This is a genomic window from Burkholderia cepacia GG4, from assembly GCF_000292915.1.
Taxonomy (GTDB): Bacteria; Pseudomonadota; Gammaproteobacteria; order Burkholderiales; family Burkholderiaceae; genus Burkholderia; species Burkholderia cepacia_D.
Genome location: NC_018513.1, coordinates 1,059,342 through 1,077,906 on the forward strand (window position 1 = coordinate 1,059,342; position 18,565 = coordinate 1,077,906).

General features: G+C 69.8%; 21 protein-coding genes, 1 other RNA gene and 1 riboswitch. Of the genes, 12 read left to right on the top strand and 10 right to left on the bottom strand.

What is annotated here, in order from left to right; genetic code table 11:
• Positions 1 to 17 precede the first annotated feature (17 nt).
• Entirely contained in the window at positions 18 to 1,691 is a 1,674-nt protein-coding gene (gene ilvD, locus GEM_RS04795) for a dihydroxy-acid dehydratase (RefSeq protein ID WP_014896320.1), read from the bottom strand.
• A gap of 135 nt (positions 1,692 to 1,826) precedes the next feature.
• On the opposite strand from ilvD, the gene GEM_RS04800 reads away from it, so the two are divergent.
• A complete protein-coding gene (locus GEM_RS04800) occupies positions 1,827 to 2,744 on the top strand; it encodes a LysR substrate-binding domain-containing protein (protein WP_014896321.1) in 918 nt (305 codons plus the stop codon).
• A gap of 89 nt (positions 2,745 to 2,833) precedes the next feature.
• A complete protein-coding gene (lgt, locus tag GEM_RS04805; RefSeq protein WP_014896322.1) occupies positions 2,834 to 3,724 on the top strand; it encodes a prolipoprotein diacylglyceryl transferase in 891 nt (296 codons plus the stop codon).
• A 136-nt stretch (positions 3,725 to 3,860) separates the two neighbouring features.
• On the opposite strand, the gene GEM_RS04810 is transcribed toward lgt, so the two are convergent.
• The 5 genes from GEM_RS04810 to GEM_RS04825 form a co-directional block, all read right to left on the bottom strand.
• The gene (locus GEM_RS04810; RefSeq protein ID WP_014896323.1) at positions 3,861 to 4,601 is read right to left on the bottom strand and encodes an SIMPL domain-containing protein; all 741 of its coding nucleotides are present in this window, start codon (positions 4,599 to 4,601) and stop codon (positions 3,861 to 3,863) included.
• A 192-nt stretch (positions 4,602 to 4,793) separates the two neighbouring features.
• Complete coding sequence (locus tag GEM_RS04815; RefSeq protein WP_014896324.1) at positions 4,794 to 5,255, bottom strand: EVE domain-containing protein; 462 nt, start codon at positions 5,253 to 5,255, stop codon at positions 4,794 to 4,796.
• 71 nt (positions 5,256 to 5,326) lie between these two features.
• Positions 5,327 to 5,508: non-coding RNA, 6S RNA (gene ssrS / locus GEM_RS29505), on the bottom strand.
• 80 nt (positions 5,509 to 5,588) lie between these two features.
• Positions 5,589 to 5,903, bottom strand: coding sequence for a cell division protein ZapA (locus GEM_RS04820; RefSeq protein WP_011885730.1), 315 nt, complete (start codon positions 5,901 to 5,903; stop codon positions 5,589 to 5,591).
• Positions 5,900 to 6,250: an ATPase gene (locus tag GEM_RS04825; RefSeq protein WP_014896325.1), complete on the bottom strand. Its 351-nt coding sequence runs from the start codon at positions 6,248 to 6,250 to the stop codon at positions 5,900 to 5,902. The genes GEM_RS04820 and GEM_RS04825 overlap by 4 nt, the downstream gene beginning before the upstream one ends.
• Before the next feature lie 165 nt (positions 6,251 to 6,415).
• Positions 6,416 to 6,669, top strand: a riboswitch (cobalamin riboswitch).
• 65 nt (positions 6,670 to 6,734) lie between these two features.
• On the opposite strand from GEM_RS04825, the gene GEM_RS04830 reads away from it, so the two are divergent.
• The 6 genes from GEM_RS04830 (at position 6,735) to cobC (ending at position 11,760) form a co-directional block, all read left to right on the top strand.
• Positions 6,735 to 7,418, top strand: a complete 684-nt coding sequence (locus GEM_RS04830; protein WP_014896326.1) for a hypothetical protein — start codon at positions 6,735 to 6,737, stop codon at positions 7,416 to 7,418.
• Positions 7,419 to 7,509: 91 nt separating this feature from the next.
• On the top strand, positions 7,510 to 8,508 hold the full coding sequence (locus tag GEM_RS04835; protein ID WP_041490454.1) for a FecCD family ABC transporter permease: 999 nt from the start codon (positions 7,510 to 7,512) through the stop codon (positions 8,506 to 8,508).
• Positions 8,505 to 9,317 carry an ABC transporter ATP-binding protein gene (locus tag GEM_RS04840; protein ID WP_014896328.1) on the top strand — a complete coding sequence of 271 codons (813 nt, stop codon included), beginning with the start codon at positions 8,505 to 8,507 and terminating at the stop codon, positions 9,315 to 9,317. The genes GEM_RS04835 and GEM_RS04840 overlap by 4 nt, the downstream gene beginning before the upstream one ends.
• Positions 9,318 to 9,369: 52 nt before the next feature.
• Positions 9,370 to 10,425, top strand: a complete 1,056-nt coding sequence (cobT, locus tag GEM_RS04845) for a nicotinate-nucleotide--dimethylbenzimidazole phosphoribosyltransferase (protein WP_014896329.1) — start codon at positions 9,370 to 9,372, stop codon at positions 10,423 to 10,425.
• On the top strand, positions 10,415 to 11,191 hold the full coding sequence (locus GEM_RS04850; RefSeq protein ID WP_014896330.1) for an adenosylcobinamide-GDP ribazoletransferase: 777 nt from the start codon (positions 10,415 to 10,417) through the stop codon (positions 11,189 to 11,191). Before cobT ends, GEM_RS04850 begins: the two co-directional genes overlap by 11 nt.
• Positions 11,176 to 11,760 (top strand): alpha-ribazole phosphatase, encoded by a 585-nt coding sequence (gene cobC, locus GEM_RS04855; RefSeq protein WP_014896331.1) that lies wholly within the window; start codon positions 11,176 to 11,178, stop codon positions 11,758 to 11,760. Before GEM_RS04850 ends, cobC begins: the two co-directional genes overlap by 16 nt.
• A gap of 76 nt (positions 11,761 to 11,836) precedes the next feature.
• Here the strand turns inward: cobC and GEM_RS04860 are convergent, their stop codons facing one another.
• The 4 genes from GEM_RS04860 to cobU are packed head-to-tail and all read right to left on the bottom strand — an operon-like array spanning position 11,837 to position 15,261.
• Positions 11,837 to 12,754: a cobalamin-binding protein gene (locus GEM_RS04860; RefSeq protein ID WP_014896332.1), complete on the bottom strand. Its 918-nt coding sequence runs from the start codon at positions 12,752 to 12,754 to the stop codon at positions 11,837 to 11,839.
• Entirely contained in the window at positions 12,751 to 13,770 is a 1,020-nt protein-coding gene (gene cobD / locus GEM_RS04865) for a threonine-phosphate decarboxylase CobD (protein WP_014896333.1), read from the bottom strand. The genes GEM_RS04860 and cobD overlap by 4 nt, the downstream gene beginning before the upstream one ends.
• Positions 13,763 to 14,707, bottom strand: coding sequence for an adenosylcobinamide-phosphate synthase CbiB (cbiB, locus tag GEM_RS04870; protein ID WP_014896334.1), 945 nt, complete (start codon positions 14,705 to 14,707; stop codon positions 13,763 to 13,765). The genes cobD and cbiB overlap by 8 nt, the downstream gene beginning before the upstream one ends.
• The gene (gene cobU / locus GEM_RS04875) at positions 14,701 to 15,261 is read right to left on the bottom strand and encodes a bifunctional adenosylcobinamide kinase/adenosylcobinamide-phosphate guanylyltransferase (RefSeq protein ID WP_014896335.1); all 561 of its coding nucleotides are present in this window, start codon (positions 15,259 to 15,261) and stop codon (positions 14,701 to 14,703) included. The genes cbiB and cobU overlap by 7 nt, the downstream gene beginning before the upstream one ends.
• A gap of 75 nt (positions 15,262 to 15,336) precedes the next feature.
• Between cobU and GEM_RS04880 the strand changes: the two genes are divergently transcribed.
• The 4 genes from GEM_RS04880 (at position 15,337) to GEM_RS04890 (ending at position 18,414) form a co-directional block, all read left to right on the top strand.
• Entirely contained in the window at positions 15,337 to 16,839 is a 1,503-nt protein-coding gene (locus GEM_RS04880; protein ID WP_014896336.1) for a cobyric acid synthase, read from the top strand.
• A gap of 83 nt (positions 16,840 to 16,922) precedes the next feature.
• The gene (locus tag GEM_RS32125) at positions 16,923 to 17,051 is read left to right on the top strand and encodes a hypothetical protein (protein WP_014896337.1); all 129 of its coding nucleotides are present in this window, start codon (positions 16,923 to 16,925) and stop codon (positions 17,049 to 17,051) included.
• A gap of 163 nt (positions 17,052 to 17,214) precedes the next feature.
• Positions 17,215 to 17,628, top strand: a complete 414-nt coding sequence (locus GEM_RS04885; RefSeq protein WP_014896338.1) for a DoxX family protein — start codon at positions 17,215 to 17,217, stop codon at positions 17,626 to 17,628.
• 126 nt (positions 17,629 to 17,754) lie between these two features.
• Positions 17,755 to 18,414: a ParA family protein gene (locus GEM_RS04890; protein WP_014896339.1), complete on the top strand. Its 660-nt coding sequence runs from the start codon at positions 17,755 to 17,757 to the stop codon at positions 18,412 to 18,414.
• Positions 18,415 to 18,565: the final 151 nt, after the last annotated feature.

Here is an 18,565-nt window from a genome sequence, read left to right on the forward strand (position 1 = left end):
ATGACCGCCGACGCGCATCAGCCGGTGACGGCGCCCTGGTTCGCCGGGCGGGCGAGCGCCGCATACTTGGCGAGCACGCCGCGCGTGTAGCGTGGCGCCGGCTGCTTCCACGCGGCGCGTCGGCGCGCGAGCTCCGCGTCGTCGACGTTCAGCTGCAGCACCAGTCGGTGCGCGTCGATGGTGATCGAGTCGCCTTCCTGCACGAGCGCGATCGTGCCGCCGACGAACGCTTCGGGCGCGACGTGGCCGACCACCATGCCCCAAGTACCGCCCGAGAAGCGGCCGTCGGTGATGAAGCCGACCGACTCGCCGAGCCCCTTGCCGATGATCGCCGACGTCGGCGCGAGCATTTCAGGCATCCCGGGGCCCCCCTGCGGGCCGAGGTAGCGCAGCACGAGCACGTCGCCCGCGCGGATCCTGTCGCCGAGGATCGCGTCCATCGCGCTTTGCTCGTCGTCGAACACGCGCGCGGGGCCCGTGATCACCGGGTTCTTCAGGCCGGTGATCTTCGCGACCGCACCGTCTTCCGCGAGATTGCCCTTCAGGATCGCGAGATGGCCCTGCCTGTACAGCGCGCGGTCGATCGGGAAGATCACCTTCTGGTCCGCGCGCGGCACGCCCGGCACGTCCTTCAGTTCCTCGGCGATCGTGCGGCCGGTGATCGTCATGCAGTCGCCGTGCAGCAAGCCCGCATCGAGCAGGATCTTCAGCACCTGCGGGATCCCGCCGGCCTGGTGCAGGTCGGTCGCGACGTACTGGCCCGACGGCTTCAGGTCGCAGATCACGGGCACGCGCTGGCGGATGCGCTCGAAGTCGTCGATCGTCCAGTCGACCTCGGCCGCGTGCGCGATCGCGAGATAGTGCAGCACCGCGTTGGTCGAGCCGCCGGTCGCCATGATCAGCGACACCGCGTTCTCGATCGACGCCTTGGTGATGATGTCGCGCGGCTTCAGGTCGCGTTTCACGGCTTCGACCAGCACGCGCGCCGATTCGGCGGCCGAATCGACCTTCTCCTCGTCGGGGTTCGCCATCGTCGACGAATACATCAGCGACATGCCGAGCGCCTCGAACGACGAGCTCATCGTGTTCGCGGTGTACATGCCGCCACACGAGCCGGACGTCGGGCACGCGTTCTGCTCGACCCCTTCGAAATCCTCCTGCGACATCCGGCCGGCCGTGAACTCGCCGACCGCCTCGAACGACGACACGATCGTCAGGTCGCGACCCTTCCAGTGGCCGGGACGGATCGTGCCGCCGTAAACGTAGATGCCCGGCACGTTCAGCCGCGCCAGCGCGATCATGCCGCCCGGCATGTTCTTGTCGCAGCCCCCGACGACCACCACGCCGTCCATCCACTGGCCCTGTACGCAGGTCTCGATGCAGTCGGCGATGACTTCGCGCGACACGAGCGAGTACTTCATGCCCTCGGTTCCCATCGACATGCCATCCGAGATCGTCGGCGTGCCGAAGATCTGCGGGTTCGCGCCGGCCGCCTTCACGGCCGCGACCGCGGCGTCCGACAGCCGCTGCAGGCCCGAGTTGCACGGCGTGATCGTCGAGTGGCCGTTCGCGATGCCGACCATCGGCTTGTCGAAATCGTCCTTCTGGTAGCCGAGGGCGTAATACATCGAGCGGTTCGGCGAACGGGCCACGCCTTGCGTGATGTGCTTCGAGCGACGGTTGTACGACATGGGGGACTCCATCGTTGTATTGGCGACGCCCGCGAACGGCGTGCCGGTTCGGATGAAACAAGCATGGAGTTTCCACTTTGGGATGTCCAATATATTATTTGTCGCTTATTAAGTCGTTTTGCGAATGAGTGAAGCATGGCCGATCCGACGCCCGACCTGCGCCAGTGGCGCTATTTCGCGACCGTTGCCGACGAGCGCCATTTCGGCCGCGCGGCCGAGCGCCTGTCGATGACGCAGCCGCCGCTGTCGCAGGCGATCCGGGCGCTCGAGGAGGCACTCGGCGTCGCGCTGTTCGTGCGCACCAAGCGCTCGGTCGCGCTGACGGCGGTCGGTGCGGCACTGCTGCCCGACGTGCGCCGGCTGCTCGCGTCGGCCGACGCGCTGCCGCCGCTCGCGCGGCGCCTCGCGCGCGGCGAGGCCGGCTCGCTGTCGCTCGCGTTCGTGTCGACCGCGGATTACGGGTTGCTGCCGTCGCTGCTGCGCGCGTTCGGCGCGCGCTATCCGCAGGTGCGCCTGCAGCTCGCGGAGGCGACGAGCGACGTGCAGATCGACGAACTCGTCGCGGGCCGCATCGACGCGGGGCTCGTGATACCGCCGGTGCCGCCGCGTCATGCGGTCGGGCTGTCGTACCTGCCGGTGCTGCGCGAGCCGCTGGTGGTCGCGATGCCGGCGGCCGCGGCGCCCGACGCGCCCGAGGACGAACCCGTGCATCTGGCCGACCTGGCCGCGCTGCCGCTCGTGATCTTTCCGCGTCGTTTGGCGCCCGGCTTTTATGACATCATTACGGGCTGCTACGGCGCGGCGGGGGAAACCCCGCGCATCGGCCAGGAGGCGATCCAGATGCAGACGATCGTCAGCCTCGTGTCGGCCGGCATGGGCGTCGCACTGGTGCCTCAGTCGCTGCGTAACCTGCGGCGCACCGGCGTGGTCTACCGTCCGCTCGCCGGCGTTTCGCCGGTCGTCGAGACGGGCCTCGTCTGGCGCACGGGCGACGTGAGTCCCGTGCTCGCAGGCTTCATCGACGTCGTGCGTGCGCACGGTCTCGCCACTTGATGCGAACGATGCCGCGCCGGCGCCGTCCAATGCGCGGTGCGGCGCCGGTGCGAGCGCCGTACCGCATTCGAAAACTTCATCGCTAACCCATGATCATTCACCCGAATTTCGACCCCGTAGCGATCCATCTCGGGCCGCTGGCCGTGCGCTGGTACGGCCTCATGTATCTCGTCGGCTTCATCGCGGCGATCGTCGTCGGCCGGATCCGCCTGAAGCTGCCGCATGTCGCGGCGCAGGGCTGGACCGCGAAGGACATCGACGACATGATGTTCTACGGCGTGCTGGGCACCGTGCTCGGCGGCCGGCTCGGCTACGTGCTGTTCTACAAGGCCGACTTCTACTTCTCGCATCCGCTCGACGTGTTCAAGGTGTGGGAAGGCGGGATGTCGTTCCACGGCGGCTTCCTCGGCGTGACGCTCGCGATGGTGCTGTTCGCGTGGCAGCGCAAGCGCAACTGGCTGCAGGTCACCGACTTCGTCGCGCCGATGGTGCCGACGGGGCTCGCGGCCGGGCGGCTCGGCAACTTCATCAACGGCGAGCTGTGGGGCCGCGTGACCGATCCGGGCGCGCCGTGGGCGATGCTGTTCCCGGGCGCGATGCGCGACGACGCGGCGTGGTTGCCGAAGCATCCGGCGCTCGTCGAGAAGTGGCATCTCGCCGACGTGTTCATGCAGTACCAGATGCTGCCGCGCCATCCTTCGCAGCTCTATGAAATTGCGCTCGAAGGCATTGCGCTGTTCTTCGTGCTGTTCTTCTTCGCGCGCAAGCCGCGGCCGATGGGCGCGGTGTCGGCGCTGTTCCTGATCGGCTACGGGCTCGCACGTTTCACGGTCGAATTCGCACGCGAACCGGACGACTTCCTCGGCCTGCTCGCACTCGGCCTGTCGATGGGGCAGTGGCTGTCGCTGCCGATGATCCTCGCGGGCATCGCGATGCTGGTGTGGGCGTATCGCCGCCGCGCGGCGAATGCGGTCGCGTAACGCGCGACGTGTGGTGTGCGCGTGATGCGATGCCGATGCACAAGGTCGGCACGCGGATCGCGCGCAGGATCACAAACGAAAAACGCCGGCCATCGGGCCGGCGTTTTCGCATCTGCTGACAGCAGCGCGATGCGCGTTACTTCATCTGCACCGAACCGTTGACGGTGACGGACACGGTCGTCTTGCCGCCTTCGACCGAGATCGGCGCGCTCATCTTCGCGCTGTCCATCGGCGCCGCGGCCATCGCCATCATGCGCGGGTACGGCTGCACGTTGCGGCCGCCGCCGACGTTCACGTCGCGGATCGAATAGCTGCTGTAGCCGAATGCCTTCGCGGCTTCGTCCGCGCGCGCGCGGAACGACTTGATCGCTTCGGTCGTGAGCTTCTGCTCGGCCGCGCGCTGCGCTTCGGGCGACAGCGAGAACTCGACGTTCGCAACTTGCAGCTGGTTCGACAGCTGGCCCGCGAGCTTCGACGCCGCCGCGAAATCGCGCGACTCGAGCACGACTTCGGTACGGCCGCGCCATGCGGAGATCTTCCCGTCGCGATCGGTGCTCGGATACACCGAGAACGCACCGGTGTGCGCGGTGACGCCCGACACGCCCTTCGCCTGCGCGAGCGCCGCGTCGGCGCGCTGGTTCAGCGCGGACGTCAGGCTGCCCGGGTCCTTCGCCTGCTGCTCGTAGAACAGCGTGATGTGGATGATGTCTTGCGGCACGTCGGCGCTGGCCTGCGACGACAGCGACAGCACGCCGGCCGGCTCTGGAAAGTGCGGGTTCGCCGTCTGCGCGTGCGCAGCCGGCGACGCGAGCGTCAGCGCGACGGGGACGGCAGCGGCGAGGGCGAGCGACAGCGCGAGTGCGGATTTCCTGGTCATTGTTGGACTCCTTGTGCGAGGGCGCGCACGCGGATCACGCGTGCGCGACGCGGGCGTACCGCGCGACGAAAAAACGGCCGTCGGCCCGCTCGGGCGACAGCGGTTGCTTAGGCTGCGCGAACGCGCCGCGAGTTCCGTGGTGGTGGCGCGGGTTGACCGGATTTGACGTTTGGCGTGCGCCGCTGCGCACGCCTACTTCATCAGCTTTTCGGTGATGAAGCGCCATTCGGTGCGCGTGACGGGCGTGATCGACAGCCGGTTGCCGCGTGCGAGCACGCGCATGTCGGCGAGTTCGTCGTGTTCGCGCAGCGCGGCGAGCGGCACGAGCGGCGACTTTTTCACGAAGCGCACATCGACCAGCAACCAGCGCGGCGTTTCCTGCGTCGACTTCGGGTCGTAATACGGGCTGTGCGAATCGAACTGGGTGGGGTCGGGATAGGGTGTCGACGAGACTTCGGCCAGGCCCGCGATGCCCGGCTCGGGGCAACTCGAGTGATAGAACAGCACGCCGTCGCCGATCTTCATCGTGTCGCGCATGAAATTGCGCGCCTGATAGTTTCGCACGCCGGTCCATGGCAGCGAGCGCTGCGGAGCGTTCGCGAGATCGTCGATGCTTGCTTCGTCCGGTTCGGACTTCATCAGCCAGTATTGCATGGATCGTGATCGACGCAGAAAGAGGCTGCTACAAAAGGAAACGGCATCGGGACGCGCCCGATGCCGTTGGATAGGTCCCCGCCTTGGCCGCTAGGCCGGCATCCTGAACCTGGGGTTCAGAATTGGTCGCAGTTAGCAGCACATCGGGTACATCAGACAGAGTGACGCGCGCGCCCGTGCTACAAATTTCCGCAACCGTGCACATGGCATTGGTTCAAGGAATATATGACCTTGGCGAACCAGGCAGGGAAGCTGACTGAACTGTGTTTCGTTGCGCCAATTTGACCACCGTTGATCGCCGAGATCAAGGGGAATCGACGCATCGATCAAACGTTACTGCGTCTCGTGCTGTGCGAGCACCGCGCCGAGCTGTTCGTTCATCTGGTGCATTGTACGACGGATTTCTTCCGCAGGAAATGCTTCACCGTGCCGCACGCTCGTTTGCAGCCGCAGCAATTCGGATGCGAGCGACAGCGCGGCCATGACCGCGATGCGGTCGGTGCCGCGTACCGAGCTGTTCGCGCGGATCTTCGACATTTCGGCGTCGACGCGCGCGACGGCTTCGAGCAGCGCCGCTTCGGTCTCGGCCGAACAGGCGAGCCGATAGGGCTGACCGAGAATCGAGACTTCGATCTGCTTGGTGCTCATGCATGTTCTCCGTGGCTGGCCGCGTCGTCGCTATCCGTGCGCGCCTGCGCATCCAGCAGATCGAGCTGGTTGTCGGCTGGCTCGGCGCTCTTCGTGCGCGGCAGCTTTTCGAGAATCGCGTTCAGTTTGACCTGGGCGTCGTCGATCTTTGCCGACAGTGTGTCGCGCTCGGCTGCGAGCGCATTGCGTTCCTCGCGCAGTTGCGCGAGTTCCGCGCGGACCGTGTCCGCTTCCGCGCGCATTTGCGCGACCTGCTCCTCGAGCGCGAGCCGTTCCGAGTGATAGCGCTTGTTCAGCGAGATCAGACGGCCAATATTTTGAGATAAGGTTTCGAGTTCGTTGAGCATCTGCTGCGTCCTCTAAAGACCCAGCATTTTAGCGCGGAATAACGCGCATTCCGACATCTGTAACGTTTCCAGTCGTAACACCCCGGCTTCTTGCCGCGAATATGCGTGTCCGGCACGCGCTGCGCATGCGTTTCGCGGCTTTCTTGACGCTCGCGCGGCCCGCTCCTAAACTGGCGCCGCCTCGGTGCTCGCGCGTGCGTCGCGCGGTTAAACGGGAAGCAGGGCGCGCTTCGCCAGACGATCGCCAACCTGCGCTGCCCCCGCAACGGTAAGCGGCCGCGTCGCCTGACGCAGGTCGGCTCGGGCGCGTTTCGCGTGCAGGTGTCGCACGCGGGCGCGGGCCACTGCGCTTCACACGCGCGGGAAGGCGAGCCGGAACACCGCCAGCCCGGATACCGGCCGAGGCGAGGAGCCTGCACGGGCTTCATGACGTGCGGCCCGCGGGGAGGCGGGGCGCGCAAGTGCTTCACGGAACTTGTCTTCGATGCTGACCCCAATCGTCCGCATGGCGCTCGGCGCGCGCCGCGGGTTGTCGCTTGCCGTTGCGCCGAGCGCGGCGGATGCCGGTTCGTCCGGATCGGTGACGACGCGCGACGTCACGGTGGCAGCGCCTTCCGCGCGGCTTGCCGACACATCATCGCCGGCGCAAGTTGTCGTAATCGCGCCCGATGCGCGCGTGAACACGATTTCGCAACCCACGGTGTTCAATGAGCAGGACATCGCCGCGCGCGTGAGCGCTGGCCCGGCAGTGCCGCTCGCGTTCGCGTCCGGCGGTGCGCAAGCCGTGCGCGGCAGCGGCGCAAGTGCGGCGCGAATCGACTCGATGCGGCGGCTTCCACTATATTGCGCAGAACGTCGGCCGCGCGAAGCGGCGGCGCGAAGGGGTGCGGTCCTGGCAGGTTGGTGCGACCGACGTGCGGCCGGTCGCCGCGTCGCGGGACGCCGTTGGCGAAACGCGGAATCGGGATGCCGATCACCGTGCGTGGCGTTGGCGTCGATGATCGTGACGCGCTCGTTCTGCGGCGCGTGGCGCCTGAATCGTGCGGGCCATGATGCGGGCGGCACGCGGCTCGGCGGCGACGGGATCGTCGCGCTGGCCGCGTGCAATGACCTCACCGCGTCGCGGTACGTCCGCGCACGCACCCACCCATCAGTTCGACAAGGATGACGAGCTTGCGTATGTCTACAACACTCCGAAGCGCAGCCGGCAACAGCGGTAAGTCGATGCTTCGCGTGTCATGCGCGGTGTCGTGCCCCGCATGAGCGCCGCGCGTGCCGCAGCGATCTGGGCCGGGCTGGCGGCCGTGGTCGCGTTGCTGTTCGTCGCGTCGCTGTCGATCGGCAGCGTGCCGATGTCGCCGTGGCAGGCGCTCGCGTCGCTCGTGCCGCACGGCGGCGACGCGCTGTTCGCCGACATCGTGCGCACGCTGCGGCTGCCGCGCGCGCTCGCGGGCTTCGCGTGCGGCGCGCTGCTCGCGCTGGCCGGCGCGCTGCTGCAGGTGCTGCTGCGCAATCCGCTCGCGGAGCCGTACGTGCTCGGCGTGTCCGGCGGTGCAGCCGGGTTCGCGCTCGTCGCGATGATCGCGGGCGCCGCGTGGTGGCTCGTCGATGCGTCCGCGTTCGCCGGTTCGCTCGTGTCGGTCGCGCTCGTGCTCGGGTTGGCTCGCCGCGAGCTGTGGCGCGGCGATTCACGCGACGCGTCGCCGCGGCTGCTGCTCACGGGTGTCGTGATCGCGGCCGGGTGGGGCGCGCTGGTCACGCTGCTGCTGTCGCTCGCGCCCGATGCGCGGCTGCGCGGCATCATCTTCTGGCTGACGGGCGACCTGAATGGCGTGACGGCGCCATGGTTCGCATGGGGCGCGTTGCTGCTGGCCGCGTGCGTCGCGCTGCCCGCCGCGCCGCAGCTGAACGTGCTGCTGCGCGGCGACGCGACCGCGCTCGCGCTCGGCGTGCCGGTCGCGCGACTGCGCATGCGGATCTACCTCGTCGCGTCGCTGGCGGCGGCCGCCGCGGTGACGACGGCCGGCACGATCGGCTTCGTCGGCCTCGTCGTGCCGCATGCGCTGCGGCTCGCGTTCGGCAACGACCAGCGCATGCTGCTGCCTGCCGCGATGCTCGCGGGCGGTGGCGGCGTGATGGCGGCCGACCTGCTCGCGCGCACCGCGATCGCGCCCGCGCAATTGCCGGTCGGCGTGATGACCGCGTTGATCGGCGTGCCGGTGTTCCTGTGGATGTTGCTGAGGAGACCGATGCGATGACGCATGCCACGCCGCACACCGACGGCGGCATCAGCTACGCGGCGGTCGACCTGATGCTGAAGGTGGGCGATCGTACCTTGCTCGACGGCTTCACGCAGGCCTTCCGGCCCGGCGAGATCTGGTGCATCGCGGGGCCGAACGGCGCAGGCAAGACGACGCTGCTCGCGACGCTCGCGGGGTTGCAGCGGCCGGCCGGCGGCCAGGTCGAGATCGACGGCCGGCCGCTCGCCGCATGGCCGCCCGAACAGCTCGCACGGCGCCGCGCGCTGATGCCGCAGCAACTGCACGACGCGTTCAGCGCGACGGTATTCGACACGGTGCTGCTCAACCGCTTTCCGTATCTCGGCGGTTGGGGCTGGGAGCGCGACGGCGACCGCGCGGCCGCGCGTGATGCGCTGGCGACGTTCGGGCTGACCGCGCTTGCGTCGCGCGACGTGCTGTCGCTGTCGGGCGGCGAGCGGCAGCGGGTCGCGCTGGCCGCGACGCTGTGCCAGGATGCGCCGCTGATGCTGCTCGACGAGCCGCTCGCCCATCTCGACCTGCATCACCAGATCGATGGCCTGACCGCGCTGAATGCATGGCTCGACGCGGGCCCGCGCACGGTGCTGTTCTCGTGCCACGACCTGAATCTCGCGCGGCGTTTCGCGACGCACGCGCTGTTGCTCGACGGCCGCGGCCACGCGTGGGCGGGCCCCGTGCACGACGTGTTGACGCCGGCACGCGCGAGCGATGCCTTCGGCTATCCGCTCGTGCTGATCCGCGAGAACGGCCGCGACGCGCTGCTGCCGGCGTGGCCCGAGCGGCGATGATCTTCCTTCTTTCGATGCGCGGCACCGGCCGCGCCAACGAGGCAACCTTCCGATGACCAACCCGACCGACTTCCCGCCCGCCATTGCGCCGCTCGACGACGCGCTGCGCAAGCGCCTGCAGCATGTGATCGATCACAAGACCAAGCCGCCCGGCAGTCTCGGCCAGCTCGAGGCGATCGCGTTGCAGATCGGCCTGATCCAGCGCACCGAGCGGCCGCACGTGCAGCGCCCCGTGACGATCGTGTTCGCCGGCGACCACGGCATCGCAGCCGAAGGCGTGAGCCCGTATCCGCAGGCGGTCACCGCGCAGATGGTCGCGAATTTCCTGGCCGGCGGCGCGGCGATCAATGCGTTCTCGGGCGTCGCGCAGAGCGCGCTCGAGATCGTCGATGCGGGCGTCGCGTCGCCGCTGCCGGTGTCGGACCGGCTCGTGTCGCTGCCGGTCGCGCGCGGCACGCGCAACTTCGCGGTCGAGCCCGCGATGACGCCTGAGGAGGCGCGGACGGCGCTCGACGCCGGCGCGGCGCGCGTGCGCCTGCACGCATCGCTCGGCACGAACGTGATCGGCTTCGGCGAAATGGGGATCGCGAACACGTCGTCGGCCGCGTGCCTGATGAGCCGTCTGCTCGACGTGCCGATCGATGCGTGCGTCGGGCGCGGCACGGGCCTCGACGACCAGGGGCTCGCGCACAAGCGCGCGGTGCTCGGCCGTGCGCTCGTCCGGCATTCGCACGCGATCTCGCCGCTCGACGTGCTCGCGACGTTCGGCGGCTTCGAGATCGCGATGATGACGGGTGCGTATCTCGCGGCCGCGAGCGAGCGGATGACGATCCTCGTCGACGGGTTCATCGCGACGTCCGCGCTGCTCGTCGCCGAGCGCATCGCGCCCGGCGTGCGTGACTACTGCGTGTTCTCGCACGCGTCGCACGAGGCCGGGCACCGGCGCATGCTCGAGCATTTCGGCGCGAAGCCGCTGCTCGCGCTCGACCTGCGGCTCGGCGAAGGCACGGGCGCCGCGCTCGCGCTGCCGCTCGTGCGCGCGGCGGCCGCGTTCCTCGCCGAGATGGCGAGCTTCGAGTCCGCGGGCGTCGACAATCGTGACGCCTGAGCGCGTGGGCGGCGTACGCGCAGAACTGCGCTACTTCTTCGTCGCGCTCGGCTATTTCACGCGCGTGCCGGTGCCGCGCGCGATCGGCTATGCGGCCGGCGACCTCGATCAGGCCGCGCGCTATTTCCCGCTGGTCGGCGCGTGCGTCGGCGCGTGGGGCGCGTTCGTCTATCTCGTGGCGCTGCGCGTGCTGCCCGCGTCGATCGCGGTCGGGCTGTCGATGGCCGCGACGCTGCTCGCGACCGGTGCGTTCCACGAGGACGGCCTGGCTGACAGCTGCGATGCGTTCGGCGGCGGCTACACGCGCGACGACGTGCTGCGGATCATGCACGATTCGCGGATCGGCACGTTCGGTGCAGTCGCGCTCGTGATCGCGCTCGGCCTGAAATGGCAGGCGCTCGCGGCGATGCCGCCGCTGCGCGCCGCGTGGACGATGATCGCCGCGCATGCGGCAAGCCGTGCGGCCGCCGTGAGCCTGCTGATGTCGCTCGACTACGTTCGGCCGGAGGGCAAGGCGAAGCCGGTCGCGCAGCGCATGGGCGCGCGCGCGGCCTGGGTCGTCGCCGCATTCGGGCTGCCGTGGCTGTTCTGGCCGGACTGGCGCGCGGGCCTCGCGGCGTTCGTCGCGCTCGTGCTCGTGCGCGCATGGGCGGCCCGCTATTTCGTGAAGCGGATCGGCGGTTATACGGGTGACTGTCTCGGCTTCGCGCAGCAGCTGAGTGAACTGGCGATCTATCTGGTGGTGCTCGGATGGACATCGTCCTGATTCGCCATCCGGCCGTCGAGGTCGAGCCGGGCGTGTGCTACGGACGCAGCGACGTGCCGCTCGCCGCGCCGGCCGAGGCCGGTGCGCAGGTCGTGCGCGAGCGTCTCGCGGCGCTCGGGGCGCCGCTGCCCGAACAGGTGTGGACGAGCCCGCTGACGCGGTGCGCATCGGTTGCCGAACGGCTCGCGCAGGCGTTCGACGTGCCGCTGCGGCGCGACGCGGGCTGGCAGGAAATGGACTTCGGCGCGTGGGAGTTGCGGCGCTGGGACGACATCGACCGCGCAGCGCTCGATGCGTGGGCCGCGGACCTGATGCATGCATGCACGCATGGCGGCGAAAGCGTCGCGCAGTTCGCCGCGCGTGTCGCACGGATGGCCGACGCGGTCGCGCAGCGCAACGCGCCGCAATGGGCGCTCACGCATGCGGGCGTGATTCGCGCGTTCGCAGCGCATGCGCTGCGCGTGCCGCTCGATACGCTGCTGTCGCGACCGGTGCCGACGGGCGGCGTAGTCTGGTTGCGTACGGATGATACGGCGCGAAGTTGGGAAGTCGTGCACTGGGACGAATAGGCGATCGCGTGCCGGCGTGTGACCGGCTCGCAATCACGGATGGGTGCGCAGCGCAGCAGGGGATCGAAGCGCTGATTCAGCGCGCCGGCCGCCGCGCCCGCGCGGCGTCGAGATCCTCGCACAACGCGGCCGCGCCCTGCGCGATTCGCGGCGACGGCCGGGTCAGCAGATCGCCGTCGATCGCGTACAGGTTGTTGCGCGCCACGGCCGTCAGCGCGGGCCATGCACGCCAGCGCGCGAGGCTCGGCAGCGGGGCGTCCGAGCGTGTCGCGCCGGCACTGGTCGTCACGATCGCCTCCGGATTCGCCGCGAGCACGGCCTCGTCGGTGACGGTCGGCGCGAGCGGCTTGAGCGCCGCGAACACGTTGCGGCCGCCGCACAGCGCAATGACATCGTTGAACAGATGCGCGCCGTTGAGCGTCGTCAGCGGCCGGTCCCATACCTGGAAGAACATCGTGACCGGCGGACGCGCCGAATAGCGTGCGCGCAGCGCCGCGATATCGCGCGAGAACGCCGCCGCGGCCGCATCGGCGGCCGGTGCCGTGCCGAGCAGCGTGCCGAGCCGGCGCAGCGACGTCGCCACGTCGTCGAGATGCGTCGGTTCGCTGAAGAACAGCGGAATGTGCAGCGCGCGCAGCGCATCGGTCTGCCGCTCGGCGTTGCCGTGCCGCCAGACGACGATCAGGTCAGGCTTCAGCGCGGCGATCCGCTCGAGGTCGAGCGCCTTGTTGTCGCCGACGCGCGGCACTGCCTGCGCGGCGGGCGGATAGTCGCTGTACGTGACGGTGCCGACCAGCTTCGCGCCGCCGCCGGCCGCGTAGACCAGTTCGGTCGCGTGCGGCGCGAGGCTGATCACGCGTTGCGCCGGCGCGGGCAGCGTGACGGTGTTTCCGGCGTCGTCGCGGGTCGTGACGTCGGCGTGAGCGAGCGGCGTATGGGCGAGCGCGACCAGCGTCGCGAGCGGCGCCAGCGTGCGGAACCTGCGGACCCTCATGCGGATTCCTGTTGCAGCGTCGGGACACACTGCGCGAGCGCGTCGGCGACGCGCCGCCATTCTGCTTCGCTGCCGGGCAGGCCGACGCGCACGCTCGACGGTTGCGCGAAGTGGCGCGTCCAGATCCCGTGCGTGGCGAGTGCCGCATGCAGCGCGGCGGCGCGCGGGTCGTCGGTCCAGCTGAACAGCGGGGTCGCGCGCACTGCGAAGCCGTGCGTGCGCAGCAGCGCGGCGAGACGTTCGCCGTCGGCCGCGAGCCGTTCACGGGCGGCGGCCTGCCATGCGCGATCGGCGAACGCGGCGGCGACCGCATGACGCGCGGGGCCGCTGACGGTCCACGCGCCGAGCCTGTCGCGCAGCGCGGCGATCAGTTCGGGGTGTGCGAGCACGAAGCCCGCGCGGATGCCTGCGAGCCCGAAGAACTTGCCGACCGAGCGCAGAACGACGAGACCCGGGCGATCGGCGTGCCGTGCGAGCGACTGCGATGTACCGGTGTCAGCGAACGCCTCGTCGACGATCAGCGTGCCGCCGCGCGCCGACAACTGCGCATGCCAGCCGAGCAGCCGTTCGGCAGGCACGAATTCGGCGGTCGGATTATTCGGATTCCCGACGATGGCGTGATGCAGCGTCGCCGGCAGCACGTCCGCGTCGATGTCGAGCGGTACGACGCGATGGCCGTGACGCGCGAACGCGGGCGCGTACTCGCCATACGCGAGCGGGGCGACGCCGGCATCGCCGGTCGGCAGCAGCGCGGGCAGCGCGCGGATCGCGGCCTGGCTGCCGGCAACGGGCAGCACATGCGCGGCATCGGGCGCGTCGTAGTAGCCGGCCGCGCACGCGGCGAGCGCGTCGCCGTCGTCGGGCAGCCGGCGCCATGCGTCGGCCGGGACCGGCGGCACCGGATAGCCGAGCGGATTGATGCCGGTCGACAGGTCGAGCCAGGCATCGTACGGAATGCCGTGGCGGCGTGCGGCTTCGTGCAGGTTTCCGCCGTGCGGGATGCGTGCGTCAGACATGATGGGTAGCGAGGATGAGTGCGCCGCTCGCGACGAGCAGCGCGAGCCACAGCGCGAGCGTGCGCGTGACGAGCGACAGCGCGGCGACGACGTGCGAGGCCGTCGCCTGCGCGCCGGTGCCGAGCGCGGGACGGTCCTCGAGTTCGCCGTGATAGACGGCCGGGCCGCCGAGTAGCACGTTCAGGCTGCCGGCACCCGCGGCCATCACGGGGCCCGCGTTCGGGCTGTCCCAGTGGCGCGCCTGCGTGCGCCAGCAGCGCCATGCGGCGGCCGTGTCGCCGAGCAGCGCGTAGCTCGCGGCGGTAAGGCGCGCGGGAATCCAGTTCAGTGCGTCGTCGAGGCGCGCGGCGGCCCAGCCGAAGGTCAGGAAGCGCGGTGTGCGGTAGCCCCACATCGCGTCGAGCGTGTTCGCGAGCCGGAACAGCAGCGCGCCGGGGCCGCCCGCGACGACGAACCAGAAGAGTGCGCCGAAGATCGCGTCGTTGCCGTTCTCCAGCGCGGATTCGACGGCCGCGCGCGACAACGCGCCTTCGTCGGCTTCGCTCGTGTCGCGCGACACGATGCGCGCGGTGAGCGCGCGCGCGGCGTCGAGGTCGTGCCGCAGCAGCGCCGCGGCGATCGGCGCGACGTGGTCGGCAAGGCTCTTCGCGCCGAGCGCGAACCACAGCAGCGTGACGTGCAGCGCGGCCGCGAGCGGCCAGGGCAGCACGGCCGCGAGCCACGCCGCGACGGCCACCGGCGGCAGCACCGCGGCGCCCCACGCGAGCACACCGATCACCCGGCCGCGCCGGCCCGTGTTCAGCACGCCTTCGATGCGCGCGGCGAGCCGGCCGAACGCGACGAGCGGATGCCAGCCGGCCGGTTCGCCGACGATGCGATCGACGATCGCGGCCGCGACGGCGAGCATCGCGACGACCGGCAGCGACAATATCAGCATGACGGCGCTCCGGCCTTGAGTTCGAGCGGCAGCCCGGCCACCAGCAGCGTCACGCGCGTCGCGAGCGCGGCGATGCGCTGGTTCAGGCGTCCGAGCTCGTCGACGTAGCGGCGCGTGACCGACCCGAGCGGTACGACGCCGAGCCCGATTTCGTTGCTGACGACGATCACCTTCGCACGCGCGCCGCGCAATGCGTGTTCGAGCCGCTCGACCTGCGTCGCGTATTGCGCGTCGTCGAGCGGTTCGCCGTCGATCGGGCACAGCAGGTTCGTGAGCCACAGCGTCAGGCAGTCGACGAGCAGGCATGCGTGCGGATCGTCGAGCCGCGCGAGCGTGCCGGCGAGGTCGACGGGCGCGTCGGCGAAGCCCCAGTCGGCCGGCCGGCGCGCGCGATGATGCGCGATGCGCTGTTCGAATTCGGCATCGGCGGGCGTCGAAGTCGCGGTGGCGATATAGGTGACGGGGCGACCGCTGTCGGCGGCGAGCCGCTCGGCATGCGCGCTCTTGCCCGAGCGCGCGCCGCCGAGGACAAAGGTGAGGTCGTGCGGAATCATCGCGTGATTGTAACGGTGCGGGCGACCGGACGCGGGCGATAATGCGGCCTTTGCTTCGCCACGACTTTGCACACGATGAACGCACCCGAACCGCAGCCGCGCGGCACGTTGATGATCCAGGGCACGACGTCCGACGCGGGCAAGAGCACGCTCGTCGCGGGCCTGTGCCGCCTCGCGCGCCGCGCGGGGGCACGCGTCGCGCCATTCAAGCCGCAGAACATGGCGCTCAACAGCGCGGTGACGGCCGACGGCGGCGAGATCGGCCGCGCGCAGGCGCTCCAGGCGCTCGCCGCGGGCGTCGCGCCACATACCGATTTCAACCCCGTGCTGCTGAAGCCGACGAGCGATCGCGGCGCGCAGGTGATCATCCACGGCAAGGCGCGCGTGAACCTCGATGCGCGTGCGTATCACGACTACAAGCCGGTCGCGTTCGATGCGGTGCTCGAATCGTACGCGCGCCTGCGCGCCGGCTACGACACGGTGATCGTCGAAGGCGCTGGCAGCCCGGCCGAGATCAACCTGCGCGCAGGCGACATCGCGAACATGGGCTTCGCCGAACGCGTGGACTGCCCGGTCGTGCTCGTGGCCGACATCGACCGGGGCGGCGTGTTCGCGCACCTGGTCGGCACGCTCGCGTGTCTGTCGGACAGCGAGCGCGCACGGGTGCGCGGCTTCGTCATCAACCGCTTCCGTGGTGATATCAAGCTGCTCGAACCGGGCCTCGACTGGCTGCGCGCGCAGACGGGCAAGCCGGTGTTCGGCGTGCTGCCGTACCTGCACGGGCTGCTGCTCGACGCGGAGGACATGCTGCCGTCGCAGGCGCGCAGCGCCGCCGTGCGCGGCGACGCCGGCGTGCTGCGCGTGGTGGTGCCCGCGCTGCCGCGGATCAGCAATCACACCGACTTCGACCCGCTGCGCGCGCATCCGCAGGTCGAATTCACGTACTGGAAGAGCGGCCCGGTGCCGGATGCCGACCTGCTGATCCTGCCCGGTTCGAAAAGCGTGCAGCGCGATCTCGCGTGGCTGCGCGACGCGGGCTGGGACGCGGTGATCCGCCGGCACCTGCGTTACGGCGGCAAGGTGATCGGCATCTGCGGCGGGATGCAGATGCTCGGCCGCACGCTGGACGATCCGCTCGGCCTCGAAGGCGCACCCGGCAGCGTACCGGGGCTCGGGCTGCTCGATTTCGACACGACGCTGCAGCCGGACAAGACGCTGAAGAACGTGACGGGGCATCTCGCACTGCCCGGTGCGGCCGCTGTGCATGGCTACGAGATCCACATGGGTGACACGCGCGGGCCCGCGCTCGCGGCGCCCGCGCTGGAACTGGCCGCCGGCGCTGCACCGGGCGGCGCGCGCACGGACGGCGCATTGTCCGCCGACGGGCAGATCCTCGCGACCTACGTGCACGGGCTGTTCGACGCACCCGACGCGTGCGCGGCACTGCTCGCGTGGGCCGGGTTCGACGGTGCGGAGCGCATCGACTACCCGGCGCTGCGTGAGGCGTCGCTGGAGCGCCTCGCCGATTCGTTCGCCGAGCATCTCGACCTGCGCGCGCTGTACGCCGAGTTCCGCTGACGCGCGAGCGCGGCCGGACTGGCATTTTCCGCAGGATCGCATACAACTCAGGTGGGCGGAGGTCCGCCAAGAGGAGTGTGACGATGAAGGCTCGATGGTGGTTGAGCGTGCTGCTCGCGGTGCTGCTGGGCGCGTCGGCGGTTGCGCACGCGTGCGACTCGTACACGCCGGGCGGCTCGGGTGATGCCACACAAGGCAAAAGTGGCGGATGAGGTTCGTCTCGGGTACGGGTATCGGGGCATGATCGGTCATGCCCTTTTTTACAACCCGATTCGTTCCTGATGGGAGGCAGTTAAAGCCTTGTTGCGTGTTTATTGGTCGAATTGATTCGAATAGAGTGCGATCCATTCCCATCCACTTACGAAGGAATTCGCCATGAACCCCAATCGCCTCAACGATTTCGGTGCAACGCTGCTGCGCGTCGCGCTCGGCGTGCTGTACCTCGCGCACGTCGCGCAGAAGGTGTTCGTCTTCACGCTGCCCGGCACCGCGCAGTTCTTCGCGTCGATCGGCCTGCCGGGCTGGCTCGCCTACCTGACGACCTTCGTCGAACTGGCGGGCGGCCTCGCGCTGCTCGCGGGCTTCCGCGTGCGGAGCGCCGCGCTCGTGCTGCTGCCGTTCATGCTCGGCGCGGTCTCCGCGCATCTGCCGAACGGCTGGAGCTTCGCGTCGCCGAACGGCGGCTGGGAATACCCGGCGTTCTGGGCCGTCACGCTGGCGGTGCAGGCGCTGCTGGGCGGCGGCGCATTCGCGATCGGCGCACCGCGTGCCGCGACGCGAACCGCATAAACGGGGCGGGCACCGGCGCAACCCGTTCCGGTGATACCCGGTTTGCCGATATCATCGCACCCTGTATCCGCAATCGAGCGGCGCCTGCCACGCGGCAGGCGCCGCGCGGCTTTTTCGGGGGAATTCATGACGGTTATCGTGGTGGCGAATCCGAAGGGTGGCGTGGGGAAGAGCACGCTGTCCACCAATCTTGCCGGCTATTTCGCGGCGCAGGGCGCATGGGTCGCACTTGCCGATCTGGACCGGCAGCAGTCCGCGCATGCGTGGCTCGACCTGCGGCCGGCCGGCTTGCCGGCGATCGAGGCTTGGGATCTCGATCCGGACGCGCCGTCGAAGCCGCCGCGCGGCCTCGAATATGCGGTGATCGACACGCCGGCCGGCCTGCACGGCAACCGGCTCAACGTCGCGCTGCAACTCGCCGACAAGGTCATCGTGCCGCTGCAGCCGTCGATGTTCGATATTCTCGCGACCCAGCAGTTTCTGGAGCGCCTCGCCGGCGAGAAGGCCGTGCGCAAGGGCAACGTCGAGGTCGGGATCGTCGGGATGCGGGTCGATGCGCGCACGCGCTCGTCCGACCAGCTGCACCGCTTCGTCGAAGGGCTCGGGCTGCCGGTGCTCGGCTACGTGCGTGACACGCAGAACTACGTGCAGATCGCCGCGCACGGCCTGACGCTGTGGGACGTCGCGAAGAGCCGCGTCGAGAAGGATCTCGAACAGTGGCGGCCGATCGTCGAATGGGCCGAACGCCGTGCCGCGAAAGCGGAGAAGGTCGCCAAGGCGTCCTGACCGCGGCTGGCCGGGCGCTGGCGAAGCCGGGCACGGCTGCTCGAATGACAAAGGGCCTGATCCGGCAGCGTGCCGGATCAGGCCCTTCGTTTGTGTCGCGCGGCGCGGCGGCCGCGGCGGCTACCCGGCGTGCCGGGACCCGCGGGTGGCC